Genomic DNA, 13,712 nt, shown 5'->3' with positions numbered 1-13,712 from the left:
TGGCCCGCAGGGGGTGCTTCTGTTCTCTCGTGTGAAGCTCCACCGCTGTCAACTGAGGGGCCGGGATCTCTACGGGCTGGCGCTGGCCACGCCGCTTTCGTTGACGGTGAACTTTCCGTTCGTGGCGCCGTTGAAGGTCCCGCTCTTGATCCACTCGATCAGCGCCGCCTTGACCGTGGCATGAGGGCCGGCCCACGGTTCGCCGGGGCGCCCGCCGTAGGGCGTTCCGGATTCCGGTGTGCAGCGGGGGCCGGAGCAGCCCTCCATCTGCATCTGGTGGCTGGCGCACTGGACCTGTACGAGCACCTTGTTCGTCATTGACGCCGGGAGAGCGTTGAAGATGGTGGACGCGTTGGCCGGCGGCGCGGTGACGTCATCGAGGCCGTGGATGACCAGCGTGGGCGGGGTCAACTGCCCCACGACGGCGGTGTTCCAGCCGTAGTTGGAGAACGTCGGAGAGCGGTCGAGACCGGTCGGGTGGCCGGGATCGTCCCCTCCCCAGTTCCGCCCCTCGGTGTCCTGTTCCATGATCTGCTTCCAGAGCTGATCCTGACTGCCGGGGATGACACGCCCGGTGCACACGGCCTCGCGAGCCGGCGGCAGCACCGGCGCTGCCAGGCGGCGGTCAAGCGTCAGCGGGAACGTGACGAAGCCCGTCGGGGGCGTCGTCTCCTCAGTCGGTCCACCAAAGATCGACGACATGAACACGGCACGGTTGACCTTCGCGATGACGGCGGCGCTTCCGGGGAGGATTGGGTTGGCTGCGTACAGCGTCCGCCCGACGCGCACCCCACCGAGCGAATAGCCGAGCAGGGTGACCTTGCCGTCCGTCGGCTGCGCGCGCGTGATGGCGTCGTCGATGACCTGGCGGATATCGCGTACCCAGACGTCCATGCGCGCAAAGCGGTAATTGCTTGAGTGCGCGCGCCTCTCCCCGCCCAGCGGATTAGTCAGCAGCAGGCTCCCCTGCTGATCGAGGGTGAAGATCGGGTTGTGGGTGCGGTCGCACCCCTCGGGGTACGGGCAGGTGCCGTCCGCGAGGTAGGGCCTGAGGCTCGCGTTGCCGGGGTCGTTCAGGCCGTTGTCGAAGCGTGTCGAGTGGCCGTAGCCGAGCAGGTTCGGGGCGAAGGTGTCGATTCCCGCCCGTGCGAGTCCTTCCTGCATGCTGAGCGAGCCGCCTTCCGGCGCGGGAGAGCGCAGGTCGAAGGCCGGCGAGGCGGTGACGGTGCGGCCGTGGATCAGCACCGCGGCCCTGTTGGGCACTCCTGGACATTTGCCGTTCGCGTACACCGGCTGGACGCGATGCACCTGGATCTTCGCCGGCTGTCCGTCGAACTGAGGGTCCGGCATGAGTCCGGGCGGCACCGTGAACCTCAGCCAGTGATCATGGGTGGCGACGCCGGTCGGCGCTTCGTCGCATTGCCGGGCCGACGGCTCGGTGGCAGCGGCCATCGTTGGTGTGCCGAAGCCGAAGGCACTCGTGATCAGGCAGACGCACAGCAGGAGCCATCTCGTCCGGGCCCCTGACCGTCCCCCGGTCCACGCCCGTCGCCAGCGCCCCACCGAGGCCGCCAGCACACCCATTCTCCGGAGGATCCCTCTGGGTCGCAGAGTCGTGCGCGGTGCTGCCATGCCCAAACCCCCTGCCGCTGGACGCGGGTGAAGCCGACTCTCATCAGTGTGCCCAGCAGGCACGTAGAGAGCGCCCCGCGCACGGGCGCACAGGTGGCACATCGGCTCGCGGCGGCGGCGCTTTCACTCTCGCCCCGAGCGGTGGCCAGCCGCTCATGTCCCTGCGCGGTGGTAGGACTTGGAGGCCGAAGGCTCCTGGCGCCACCAAGCTCGCTGCGACCACACACGGTGACACGGCCCCTCAATCACCAAGGAATACGCGACAGTCAATTACGCGAGCTCACCAGCACCGAGGACCGTGTCCTTGATCCCCTCGATCCAGCACGTCCGGGCGGCGAGAGAGGGCCCCGCCACCCTGCTGCGACTTTTCAAGAGAAATGACACCGCGGTGATGGACTGACCTGGGAGCTCTGGTGGGTCTGATCGCTCTACTTGGCACCAGAAGGTCGCTCTTTGTTGGCACTCTCGCCGGATTTTCGATCCATCTGACACCACAGCTTCGAAGATCGATGCCGCCGTATCAGCTACCGAGAGATGTCGACGGGAACCCCACGCCGGTGCAGCCTGGCCTTCAGAAACTCCATCTCCGACAGCGTGCCTACCAGGCCATCGCGGCTGAGCTCGCCAGCCAGCTCACGGGCCCGCGGCAACGATGCCGCCGAGACCTCCCGAAAGACCTTCAGAACCGGGACAAGGCTGGGCACCGGACCGGTCAGCCGCAGCCTGAAGGATCCATGGTCCGCGATCAGCGCCTGCCGGACAACGCCAGGAGCCGGTCCCGGACCAGCGTGTTCACACAGATAGGTGCCGCAGGTCTCGCAAGAGAACTCGGAGTCCCACCACAACTCGTCGTGAAGGATGAACTGGTTCACTTGCCTGACCGCCATGCTGCCGCACTCACAGCGCGATGCCATCTTCGCTGTCTGACCAGCCACCCGAGCTCCCTGACGTTTCCTCTGACGACATGATCCTCTCGCGGCTGGCGTAGCCGACGCGACAAGTTTCGGAGGGTGACCGCAGTCAGCAACGGGGCTGACTGCCTGACTCGTCGAGCGATCGTCGCATGTGGGCGCGTCCACGACCTCGGTGTCAACCGCCGAGATCAGGTGTCATCTATTAAGAAAAGTCGCACCTGCGGGCCACCTCCGACGCTCACCCGGGCCAACTCAACCGCTCACGGGCCACCTCACGCACTCCTTACGGTGTTGGCGGGTTGATTCCGGTCCTTCGGACGATCGGGAGACCCAGGGGCTTGGGTGTGGCTGAAAGCGCTCATGCCGTACCTGTGGGCTTTGACTGATTGGCCGCCCAGCGCCCCGCGACGACACGGCCACTCATTGGGATAAGCGAACAGAGATCGCTTCGTAAGGACACGTCGGCGTGGTCGTCTGCAGGGACCAGTCAACCGGACGATGAGGGAGGCTCGGGTGCCCGAGCTCTGGGCGGGGAGGGATGCCGGCAAGGCCGCGCATCACTGCACGGTGATCGACACGGACGGGACGAAGGTGCTCTCACGCCGGGTTCCGAACAACGAGTCCGAGCTCCTGGAACTGATAGGTGACGTCTTCGCGCTCGCGGCGGACAGCCCGGTGACCTGGGCCGTCGACCTGAACGCTGGCGGCGGCGCTCTCCTGATCGCTCTCCTGGCCAACCACGGCCAGCGGCTCCTCTATATCCCTGGCCGGACCGTTCACCACGACTCCCGCGGTTACCGAGGCGACGGCAAGACCGATGCGAAGGACGCCTACGTCATCGCCGACCAGGCACGGATGCGCCGGGACCTGCAGCCCTTGCAGGAATGGGACAAGATCGCGGTGGATCTGAAGATCCTCACCGCCCGCCGCTATGACCTCGCAGCCGATCGCACCCGCGCCATCAACCGTATGCGGGCACAACTTCTGGATACTTTCCCGCCCTGGAACGGGCCTTCGACTACGCCGCCTCCAAGGGTGCCCTCGTGCTGATGACCGGTTACCAAACGCCGGCTAGCCTGCGCCGGATCGGAGCGGCCCGGCCCGCGACCTGGCTGAAGAACCGCAAAGTCCGTGGCGCCCAGGTCATGGCCGATGCGGCCGTCGCCGCGGCTCAGGCCCAGCACACCGCCGTGGCCGGGGAGAGCACAGCGGCCACCGTGGTGAACACCCTGGCCGGGACGGTCCTCGCTCTGGACGAAGAGATCGCTGACATCGACGCACGGATCGCGGCCCGATTCCGAGAGCACCGCCACGCGGAAGTGGTTCTCAGCATGCCCGGCATGGGCCCGTTGCTAGGGGTGGAGTTCATCGCCTGCACCGGCGGGGACATGGACGCCTTCGGCACCGCGGGACGCCTCGCCGGCGTCGCCGGCCCCGCACCGGTCCCACGGGACTCCGGTCGGATCAGCGGCAACATGCGCCGGCCACACCGCTACCGTCGCCGGCTCCTGCGTGTGTTCTACCGCTCCGCCCGTATCGCCGCCCGTTTCTGCCCCACCTCGAAGACGTTCTACGACCGGAAAAGAAGCGAGGGCAAGAGCCACAAGCAGGCGATCCTCGCTTTGGCCCGCCGCCGTCTCGACGTCCTATGGGCTCTCATCCGCGACCACCGCACCTTCACCACCGAGCCGCCCCAACCCGATCTCACCTCGGCATAGCGCTCTTGTGACTGTGCGCTTCATGTGGCCTCTTGGCCGCACCTGGTCGTTCCCAGGTTGGGCGGTCGGGATCAGCGAGCCCAGGGCAGCCGGAGGGCCTCGATTTCCGTGTCGTGCAGGAGTGCCTCGACGAGCGCGGCAGGGCCCGCCACTTTGGTGGCGCAGAGGTCGAAGTCCGTGCACAGGACCCAGGACCGGTCCTGGGACCAGAGGTTGGACGGGGTCCAACCGTCCTCCTCCGGGTGGTCGTACAACGCCTTGGCATCCGCGAGCGTGCCGGCCCGGACACGCAGGTTGACGAAGTCCTCGGCCCCGTGCAACAGCGGGTTGTAGTAAGCCAGGCAGCGGGTCTCGGCACCCTGAGGGCTGTGCTCGGTGAGGACGTCGACCAGACGGTTCCAGTCGGTCCGGTCCAGGCTGCCCTCGGACGCCCCGGCGATGCCGACCGGCCAGCCGCTCGGCTCCCGGAGCGAAGGGAAGGAGCGGTAGCAGGGCAGCTGCCCCTCGGGCACCACGGGATCACCGGTCCGCCGCGAGAGCTCCGCCCAGCGCAGCCGGCGCCAACGGGGGCCAAGGGGCTCACCCGGCGTCCCCCCGAACACGTCCACGGGATCGAGGCCCGGGATGATCTCGGGCCCGCCGCCATTCAGCACGGCTCGTTGATAGGCGACATAGGACATGCCGGTGGGCCCGAGTTCGTGTTCGTACATGGAGTGAAGCACCCAGGCGGCGTCGGGCAGTGCCGGCGGCATGAAGCCGGTGAGCCCGTCATCGTCGGCCAGGTCCCGCAGCCAATCAGTCTCCCCAGCCGCGGTCAGCGGCCACCGAGCGGTCGCCAGAGCAGCGGATGTCTCGTTCATCCGTTCAGGATCTCACCCGCCGCAACGGCGAGCGCCAGGATCACTTCCCGGCCTCCACCACGTACCCGGCGCCCTTGACAAACATGATTGGGAATCAGTCACATCGACGGTGGGGTTGCGGTGGTCGACGGGACGCCTGTCCGGCTGCTTGCCGGCGAGCAACGTCCCGATCGGCTCGGCATGGTCATCGCGCGATCATTGCCAGCACGGTGCCGCAGATGAGGAACGGGCCGTAGGGGATCGCAGACTTTGTATGGGCTCTGCGGAGCGCGATCAGGCCCAGTCCGAAGGCGGCGGCGAGGAGTTGGCCGGCGATGGCACCGAGGGCGAGTGTGCGCCAGCCGTACCAGCCGAGCATGGCGCCGAGCGCGACGGCGAGTTTCACCTCGCCGAACCCGAGACTCCTGGGACTACTGATCTCGTCGGAGTGGTGTCGGGTGATGGGTGAGTGTGAGTCCGGTGCCAGCGAGGCAGCCGTCGATGAGGTCGGGGCGGTTCTGGATGTGTCGCAGGTTCCGGCGGAGGGTGCGGTCGAGGTGTTCGTCGTCGGTGAAGGCAACGTTGGCCAGCGGGCCGCGACGCAACATCGACCAGATGCCTTCCACTGGGTTCAAGTCCGGCGCATACGAGGGAAGTTGCACGATGGTGAGCCAGTCGTGATGGGCGGCATACTCGCGTATCCCGGCAGCTCGGTGGGTGTTGAGGTTGTCCCAGATCAAGACGATGGGGGCGCCGAGTTGGATGTGGGCGCGGACGGCCAGGTCGCGGTAGTCGGTCCAGGTGAAGGTGTCGCGGCGCCCGGCACCCTTGTGGCGCCGGTGCTGGCGCGGCCGGTAGATCAGGCGGGAGGTCTCCCCGGGCCGGTAGCAGCACATGGCGGCGATCGAGTAACGCCGCCAGGACCGACCGCGGACCCGCACCACGGGGGTCTGTCCGCGTCGGCCCCAGGTGCGGGCGGTGGGCGGCGTCATCGAGAATCCGGCCTCGTCCTCGAACACGACGTAGGCCCCGAGCGCCGCCGCTATGGTTCCACCTGCGGCCACACATCCTTCTTCCACAGCTCGACCGCGTGTTCGTCGCGCTCCAGGGCCCGGCGGGCCGGGCACTGCCAGGACCAGCCGTGCCGGTGCATGAGCCGCCACACCGCCGCCGCCGAGCAGTCGACACCGAGGGTGCGGGCGATCAGTTCCCTCACCCGACGAAGGGTCCACCGCTGGTCTTCCCAGCCGTGCTCTGCCGGTCTCCGCGCCAACTCCTTCTCCAGGTCGGCGAACTGGCTGTCGGACACCCTGGGCAACTTCGACGGGCCCGCCGAGGCGAGCCCGTCCATGCCGCGCTCCCGCCAGGCACGTCGCCAGCGTTCCACCTACCGCTCACTCACCCGCAGATCCTTCGCGATCACAGCAGTCCGCTCGCCACGCGCGAACCGCTCGCCGGCCTTCCGCCGGATCCCCTCACGAAACCGCTGCCGTTCGGCAGTCAGCCCACCGCCCTGCGCGTATCGCATGCTTCCGGCGTATCGCAGGGATCAGAGTTCGTCACTACCCGACACCACTCCGACGAGATCTGTAATGAGGAAGAGGCAGAAGTACCCACCGCCCAGGGCCAGGGCACCGCTCAGCGCGGTCGGCCAGGATCCGTCTGCGGTCGGGACGAGAGCTGCGGCGCCGAGCAGGAGCAGCGTAGCGGCTGTGAGGGGATGGGTCAGGATGTCGGGCAGGCGGTGGACGGTGACGTCGACCAGGGCGAGCAGTACGAGGATCGGCGTGAGGAGCAGCCAGACAGCCAGCTCGGGCTGGGGCCCCGTCCGCCAGGCCAGAACACCGCACATCAGGATGGTGAGCAGGGCAACGGCTGGGGCGGAGGGCCCGTACCAGCGTTGGGCGCGGGGAGTGGTTCGGTTCTCGGTTGTGCAGTTCTTGCAGTGCGGGAGTCCGAGCCAGGACTGTGCGGGGTGTCCGGCTGGGCACTGCGACCGCCAGCTCTCGCCTGCCGGGACGGCGAGTTTGTACACGGCGCGCGGCAGGAGCAGCCCGGTAAGCACACCGTAGGCGACGGCGAAGGTCACGAGCATGCGCACCGTCCGGGTCTGCGAAGAGCGCTGAAGGTAGGGGCGCTGACCCGATGGGCTGCGGATTTGGGCGAGGCATCAGGGCCTGGGCTCTAGGCGGTTGGCCAAGTGCGCATGTCCTGGGCAGCCGGAGGCGCGCTGCGCACAGGGGACTGCGCACGGCCCGATCGGGTTGCGCACCCGTCTGCGCCGCGGTGCGCACGGTCGCCGGCCGTCGGCAGTGTGACTGACTGCGGCTGAGGGATGTTCCCGGCTGTCCTAGAAGCCGTGCGCACGCTGCCCCGCTCCCAGCAGGCTGCCGATGAGCTGCTCCGTCTCGGGGTCCAACGGGCACCGGTTGTCGCGGCTGATCTGCTGGACGCGGGTGGAGGCGGTGAGCAGGCCGGACCGGTTCCCGGCAGCCTGCTCAACTCTCAGCCAGTCGCGGTAGATGATCTCTGCCGTCTCGTCTACTTCGAGTCCGGTGGCGACGGCCTGGCGGGCGGCGGCGAGGTCGTGGTGGGGGTCGGGGGCCATGCGCCAGGTGGCTACGGTGTGGGCGACGTCGACGATCCGGGTGATCATCTCCTGCTGGTGCGGCAAGACCCAAGGCAGAGGGTTGGCGCCGAAGGGGCGACCACGCACGAGGGCGAGCGCGCGCTCCAGGTCACCCACGCAGGCGGGCCCGTTGGTCAGGGCGCGCTCGGCGAGGTGCTCGAACCGCACCCAGTCGCATCGCACATGTGGGGAGAGGTTGTAGGAGTCGTCGCGGGCGGTGCGGCGCGGCACGTAGGGGTTGCCGTGGGGGTCGTCGCCGAAGCCGCGGCGCAAATCGCCCAGCCGGGAGTCGAGCGTTTTCTTCGACCAGGGAGTGAGCGGGTCCATGTCGACGCACAGGGTGTCGGCGCGGCGGCCCGGTTTGAAATACAGCAGGGCGGCGAGCTGGGCGGCGCGCGGGCCGTGGCCGGAGTTGGAGAGGCCGGGGACGTGTACGGGCCCGAGCACGCTGATTTCGGGGGCGTGCAAGTCGTGGGCCTTCTCCTTGTCTGCCTCGGCTTCTGCGGCTGGCGCGGCACTCCCGGTGGAGGGGGCCGGCCCGGATGCCTCGGGCTCGGTGTCGGGGGAGTCGGCGCCCTGCGGACTGGACGCCACGGGCCTTGCGGGCACGAGGCGGAGGGCTGCCGGGTCGGTGCTGGCGGTGACCAGTGCCGGGAACGCTCCGAGACTCGTGGGAGCAGAGCCCTGCGGGGCGTCGTCGGCCTGCGAGGTGGCGGAAGCGGGTTCCGGCCCGGCGGCCGTGGGAGTAGGCGTGGTGGTGGGAGGCGTTTCTGGTTCGGCCGGTACGTTCTGCCAAGCACCGTCAGCGGGGATGGGAGGCTGGCCGGAGATCTGGAGATCTGGAGATCTGGAGATCTGGAGATCTGGAGATCCGGAGATCCGGAGCTCGGCTGCGATCTGCTGGAAGGCTGCGTCGTCGAGGCGTTGCAACCGGATCGGGAGGCCGATGGCGTCCACGTCCTGGAGCTCAGATGTTGAGGCGTCGAGGATCTCGGCGTCGGGGAAGTGGTGGCTGGTCTGGGCGGCAGAGGCGACCAGGGTCACCGGGAGGGTGCCGGCCTTGTCGAGGGCCTCGGCGAGCTGCCAGGCGGTGTTGCTGTCCAGCTCTGCCGCACACAGCAGGAGGTAGGGCAGGTCGCCCTGTTCGGGTTGCTGGTAGGCGGTGAGCATCCAGTCGCCGAGGTCGCGCACGGCGTGGGACGGCTCGCGCTTGTGCGCGATACGTGAGGTGGGCAGCAACTGCGGCAGTTCGTCGCCGAATCCCAGCGTCACGATCTCCACGTGCTCGGCCCAGGGGCTCATCCCGAGCTCCAGCGCGATGGAGGTACACGCCTCACGGATGTGCTCGACCGTGCCGTCCAGGAGGACGACGCGCGGGTGGGCCAGGTTGAGGAGCACGACGCTGTCGTCCTCAGTGGCGCCGACGGTGGTCAGGACCGGGTAAGGGGCCGCGACGGATGCGGCCTCATCCCCGTTGAGCAGCGCCGCAGTGGCGGGAAGCGCCCACCAGCCGTCTGCTCCCTGAACGAAGGGCTGTTGAGGGGCGGTGTATGTGTCGCCCGGCAGAAGCTCGGTGGCCTGCCGACTGAGCCGGGCGGCCCGGATGACGGGGAGCGGACGGCCCTCGGCCTGGGCGTGATGGGCCAGGGTGCGCAGGGCGAGGTCGAGTTCGTCGACGAGGGTGGGGGCTGCGGCTTCGGACAGCTGGGCTGCGGCCAGTGAGGTTTCGTCGGCAATGGAGATCGTCTCGCCGGGCGCGCGGCGGCGGCGCTGGAGGATGCGGCGCAGCGTGAGGGCGCCGGTGATGGCGGCGGCCAGGAGTACGAAGGCCCCGGCCACGGTGGTGAGCTGGACGTGCTGGCGCCCAGGGTTGCCGGGCTGCGCAGCCGGGGGAGCCACGGGTGTGGCAGGTGCGGAGGGGGCTGTGGTGGGCGGCGCAGCGGTGTGTCCCGGGCTTTCGGGTGCGGGTGCGGCGGGTGCGGGGATGGCGAGGGTCCAGCCCACTTCGAGTTCGTCGGGGTCGGTCAGTTGGCCGCCGGTGGGCTGGGGCTTGTCTCGGTTCGCGTCGAAGATTTCCTGGTAGCGGGAGCCGTCGTGGTATTCGCGTTCGGCGATCGTCCAGAGGCTGTCGCCGGGGCGGACGGTGTCGCGGTGCGGTGTGCCGGCCGGCGTGGTGCCTGCGCTCGGGGCGGGCGCGGGGTTGAGCAGTGGCAGGTCGGCGGGAAGCTGAAGGATCCAGCCCGGCTGGATGGGGGCGTTGGTGCGGAAGGTCGTGCCGTCGGCCATGGTGCGGCCCTCGTTCACGGCGGCGATCTTGGTGTAGAGCTCGCCGTGGCCGGTGAGGTGTTCGGCGATGCTCCACAGGCTCTCGGCGGGACGCATCTCGCGCACCGTGTAGGTGTGTTGGGTAGTGGGTGCCGGGGCGGTGACGGCGTGCGCGGTGGCCGGGGCGGCCAGTGCCGTGCTGGTGGGCAGCAGGACCAGGATGCTGCCCACCAGCGTGGCCGCGGCGCGCTGGCTCAGCTGCAGCCCCGGCAGTTGGGGCGCGCTGACCCCGCGCAGCCGGGCGGGAAACTCCACGAGCAGCGAGACGACAAAGGACAGCCAGCCGATCCAGCCGACGGCCGCGACGAACAACAGGGCGACGCTGGTGGTGTCGGTGCGGGTGAAGAGATGACTCAGTCCGTCCAGGCCACCGGGCAGCAGCACGGCACTGGCCTGCCACAGCAGCCAAGGCAGGCCCGCGAGGAGGGCCGCCAGCGCCACCAGGGCGGCCAGGGCGCGCAGTACGGCGGACAGCGTACGCCGACGGCGAGCAGCGGGGCGGGGGAGGGCCATGAGCAGTCCCTTATCTGTCCGGTTGGGTGATGCCGTGGAGCAGGGTGGCCGTACTGGTGGCGTGCACCGTGAACGTCTTGGGCCAGAACACTGCGTGGTAGCGGCCGGTGACGGTGACCGTCACGGTGTGCCCGCCGTCGCTGACGTGGACGGTGCCGGTGACGCCCGTCTGGGCGAGGTAGACGCGGGCTGCGGCGGGGGCGCCGGCGGGGTCGGCGACGAAGGCCTTGCCGGGGATCGCCTGGGCGGGGTCGATGGCTTGCTGGGCGGCGCGCGCCGCCTCCACTGAGGGATCGTCGGCGTGCTGTTTGGCGCGCAGCACCCCGAACGCGTTGACCGTGAGCAGCCCGCACAGCACCAGCAGAGGCCCGATGATGACGGCGACGAAGACCGGGACGGCGCCGCTGTCGTCCCACCGGGGGGCTATCGCGGTCCGGGCCCTCGGCGTACACGGCGTGGACGACGACGCCTGCGCACTGGTGGCCGACGCGCTGGTGGAGACGAGCGCGAGGGGTGTCACCACCCATGGACTGCGGTTGTTGCCCGGCTACTTGGACGACCTCGCGCGCGGTGTCGCCAACCCCAGACCGAAGTTCGAGACGATCCGGGAGAGCGGCCCCTCGGCTCTCCTCGACGCCGACGCCGCACTGGGCGTGGTGGCCGGCCTCACGGGCGCGCGGGAGGCCGTGCGGCGCGCCGCGGAGTACGGGGTCGCGGCCGTCCTGGTGCGCAACTCCAACCACTTCGCGGCGGCTTCCATCCACAGCCGCGCCATGTCGCGGGCGGGGATGGTCGGCTGGGCCATGACGTCGGCGTCCTCGCGGGTCGCTCCGCACCAGGGAAGGGACCCGCTCCTCGGCACGAATCCGATCAGCGTCGCGGCGGGGAACGGCGACCACGAATTCGCGCTCGACATGGCCACCAGCCAGGTGTGTCTGGGAGAGGTACGGGAACGGGGGCGCCGCGGCCGGTCCCTGGACCCGGGGTGGGCCCTGGACCCGTACGGCCGGGACACCCGCGACCCCGCCCGGGCGGCGGCGCTGACGCCGCTCGGCCCCGGACACAAGGGGCAGGGTCTGGGCATGGTGGTGACGCTGCTGACCGCCGCGCTCGCCGATGCCCCACTCGACTGGCAGCTCGATCACATCGAGTGGGCACAGGCAGGTGAGGGCCGCAAGGTGGCGCACTTCCTGCTCTGCCTGGACCCCGCCCGCTTCGCAGGCCGGGACGCCTTCGCCGAGCGGCTGCGCGACCTCGTCGACACGACACGCAACGCCCCGGCGGCGAGCGCGGCCGCGGTCCGGTGTCCGGGGGACCCAGAGCGCCACCGCGAGCGCGAAGCCGCGCGCGACGGCATCCCACTGGACCCGGACACCGCGCGGGCGCTGTACGTGCTGGCCCGCGACCACGACATCGACGCCCCCGGCCTGCGGGACGCGGCGAGGAGGACCCCGTGACCGCCCTGTCCCCGGCCGAGCACATCTGGATGGACGGCCGGGTCGTCCCCTGGAACGAAGCGCAGGTCCACGTACTGACCCAGTCGCTGCACTACGGCTGGGCCGTGTACGAGGGGATGCGGGCGCACGAGACGGCTGAGGGGCTCGCGGTCTTCCGGCTGCACGACCACCTGGCGCGGCTGTCGCGCTCGGCCCGCGTGTACCTGATGGACATCCCCTACACGCAACAGGAGCTTGCCGCCGCGACGACGGAGCTGATCGCGGCGGGCGGAACGGGCCCGCGCTACGTCCGGCCCCTGGTCTACCTCGGCTACGGCAGCATGGGCGTGGCGCTGGACCTGTCCGCCGTACGCGTCACGCTCGCGGCGTGGTCCTGGGAGGACCATCCGGTCCACAACTGGCGCCTGATGACCAGCAGTTGGCGGCGCAACCACCAGGACGCGATCCCGCCCCTGGCCAAGGCCACCGGCGCGTACCTGAACTCGTCGCTGGCCAAGATCGCCGCCGTACGGGCGGGCTACGACGACGCGCTGCTGCTCACATCCTCGGGCCACATCTCGGAGAGCTCGGCCGCCAACGTCTTCCTCGTCAGGTCCGGCGTACTGCACACCCCTCCGGTCGAGGCGGGGATCCTCCCCGGGATCACCCGGGCCACGATCCTCGAACTCGCCCGCGCGGCCGGCATCCCCACGGTGGAGCGCCCTCTCGCACACGCCGAGGCCTATACCGCCGACGAACTCTTCGTCACCGGCACCGCGATCGGAGTTGTCCCTGTCCGGTCCGTGGACGACCGCCCCACCACCACGCCGGCGCCGGGCCCGCTCACGACAGCCCTGAGGGACGCGTACAAGGACGCGGTGAGCGGAAAGAACACACTGTCGCCGCAGTGGCTGACCCCGGTGCGCAGATGACCCTGCAACCTGCGGTCGGTACGAAGCCACCGGAGCAGCCCTCGGGCTGAACCACAGCGTCGTCTCAACAGCTGATCGTCCAGGTATGGGAGGCGCCCTGGTCGTTGGCGGCGGCATTGCAGCCGACCTCCTGGCCAGGGGAGAGGCAGATGGTGACGTGCCCGGACAACTCGCGGGCGGAGTAGACCTTCACGTGATCCTTCACTCCCGGGCCGGAGACTCCGTGATCGGCCCATGAGGAGTCGTGCCAGGCCATGTAGCCCTCCCACCAGTGGTCGTCACCGCTGTGCTCGATCTTCAGGCCGGTGAGGTTGGCGTCGGTCCAGACACAGAAGTTGCCGCTGCCGCACGGTACGGCCTGCGCGGCGCCCGAGGTGGCGAGGACGGCGCCGAAGGACAGGAGACAGGCGGCGAGGGGATCGTGAAGCGCTTGAGGGCAGTGGACTTCATGGCTGTGCGGTTCCTCTCGTGGGCTGCTGTTGTTCGTCTTCGTGGAGGAGGGACATGGCTGTGGTGACGGCGTGGGTGCGCAAGTTGGTCCCAGTCGGCGAGTTCGGCGTGGTGACGCTCACGGACCACGGAAAGTGGAATGCCGTCGTGCGAGGCTTCCGGCTGGAGGTTGTTGACGATCACTGAGGTCTGGAACCACCGTCGCTGATCTCCGTAGAGCCGTTGGTTGGCCGAAGCCAGACAGCCGTCGGTGTGGGCACAACGAGCAGGGCGATGACGGACTGCCGCCCAGGCAGTAACGGCGCTCGGCAGTGCTGGACCGCG

Annotated in this window: 11 protein-coding genes and 2 pseudogenes; 4 read left to right on the top strand and 9 right to left on the bottom strand. The window is 69.5% G+C overall.

The window, feature by feature from the left end; all coding sequences use genetic code 11:
* Nucleotides 1-69: 69 nt before the first annotated feature.
* Nucleotides 70-1,452: an alpha/beta fold hydrolase gene (locus IE206_RS35690; RefSeq protein ID WP_189969721.1), complete on the bottom strand. Its 1,383-nt coding sequence runs from the start codon at nucleotides 1,450-1,452 to the stop codon at nucleotides 70-72.
* Between the two features lie 704 nt (nucleotides 1,453-2,156).
* Entirely contained in the window at nucleotides 2,157-2,504 is a 348-nt protein-coding gene (locus tag IE206_RS35685) for a hypothetical protein (RefSeq protein WP_189969719.1), read from the bottom strand.
* Between the two features lie 540 nt (nucleotides 2,505-3,044).
* Here IE206_RS35685 and IE206_RS35680 point away from each other — a divergent pair.
* Nucleotides 3,045-4,264 (top strand): annotated as a pseudogene (locus IE206_RS35680) (IS110 family RNA-guided transposase).
* A 71-nt stretch (nucleotides 4,265-4,335) separates the two neighbouring features.
* On the opposite strand, the gene IE206_RS35675 reads toward IE206_RS35680, so the two are convergent.
* From IE206_RS35675 to IE206_RS35645, 6 genes and pseudogenes are all read right to left on the bottom strand, one after another.
* On the bottom strand, nucleotides 4,336-5,124 hold the full coding sequence (locus tag IE206_RS35675; protein ID WP_189969717.1) for a hypothetical protein: 789 nt from the start codon (nucleotides 5,122-5,124) through the stop codon (nucleotides 4,336-4,338).
* 184 nt (nucleotides 5,125-5,308) lie between these two features.
* The gene (locus IE206_RS35670; RefSeq protein ID WP_229853309.1) at nucleotides 5,309-5,509 is read right to left on the bottom strand and encodes an A24 family peptidase; all 201 of its coding nucleotides are present in this window, start codon (nucleotides 5,507-5,509) and stop codon (nucleotides 5,309-5,311) included.
* Between the two features lie 25 nt (nucleotides 5,510-5,534).
* Nucleotides 5,535-6,631, bottom strand: a pseudogene (locus IE206_RS43855) (IS630 family transposase).
* 21 nt (nucleotides 6,632-6,652) lie between these two features.
* Nucleotides 6,653-7,204 carry a hypothetical protein gene (locus IE206_RS35655; protein ID WP_189969713.1) on the bottom strand — a complete coding sequence of 184 codons (552 nt, stop codon included), beginning with the start codon at nucleotides 7,202-7,204 and terminating at the stop codon, nucleotides 6,653-6,655.
* Between the two features lie 249 nt (nucleotides 7,205-7,453).
* A complete protein-coding gene (locus IE206_RS35650; RefSeq protein ID WP_189969711.1) occupies nucleotides 7,454-10,570 on the bottom strand; it encodes a LysM peptidoglycan-binding domain-containing protein in 3,117 nt (1,038 codons plus the stop codon).
* Nucleotides 10,571-10,580: 10 nt separating this feature from the next.
* Nucleotides 10,581-11,093 carry a hypothetical protein gene (locus IE206_RS35645; RefSeq protein WP_229853307.1) on the bottom strand — a complete coding sequence of 171 codons (513 nt, stop codon included), beginning with the start codon at nucleotides 11,091-11,093 and terminating at the stop codon, nucleotides 10,581-10,583.
* On the opposite strand from IE206_RS35645, the gene IE206_RS35640 reads away from it, so the two are divergent.
* Both IE206_RS35640 and IE206_RS35635 read left to right on the top strand, forming a co-directional pair.
* A complete protein-coding gene (locus IE206_RS35640; RefSeq protein ID WP_189969709.1) occupies nucleotides 11,026-12,027 on the top strand; it encodes an Ldh family oxidoreductase in 1,002 nt (333 codons plus the stop codon). The genes IE206_RS35645 and IE206_RS35640 overlap by 68 nt on opposite strands.
* Complete coding sequence (locus tag IE206_RS35635; RefSeq protein WP_229853306.1) at nucleotides 12,024-12,938, top strand: branched-chain amino acid transaminase; 915 nt, start codon at nucleotides 12,024-12,026, stop codon at nucleotides 12,936-12,938. The genes IE206_RS35640 and IE206_RS35635 overlap by 4 nt, the downstream gene beginning before the upstream one ends.
* 64 nt (nucleotides 12,939-13,002) lie before the next feature.
* On the opposite strand, the gene IE206_RS35630 is transcribed toward IE206_RS35635, so the two are convergent.
* Nucleotides 13,003-13,338, bottom strand: a complete 336-nt coding sequence (locus IE206_RS35630) for a peptidase inhibitor family I36 protein (protein ID WP_189969782.1) — start codon at nucleotides 13,336-13,338, stop codon at nucleotides 13,003-13,005.
* A 104-nt stretch (nucleotides 13,339-13,442) separates the two neighbouring features.
* Between IE206_RS35630 and IE206_RS43290 the strand changes: the two genes are divergently transcribed.
* A complete protein-coding gene (locus IE206_RS43290) occupies nucleotides 13,443-13,574 on the top strand; it encodes a hypothetical protein (RefSeq protein ID WP_268254461.1) in 132 nt (43 codons plus the stop codon).
* Nucleotides 13,575-13,712 lie beyond the last annotated feature (138 nt).

The organism is Streptomyces violascens (assembly GCF_014649955.1).
Taxonomy (GTDB): domain Bacteria; phylum Actinomycetota; class Actinomycetes; order Streptomycetales; family Streptomycetaceae; genus Streptomyces; species Streptomyces violascens.
This window is presented reverse-complemented; position numbering and strand designations above follow the sequence as displayed.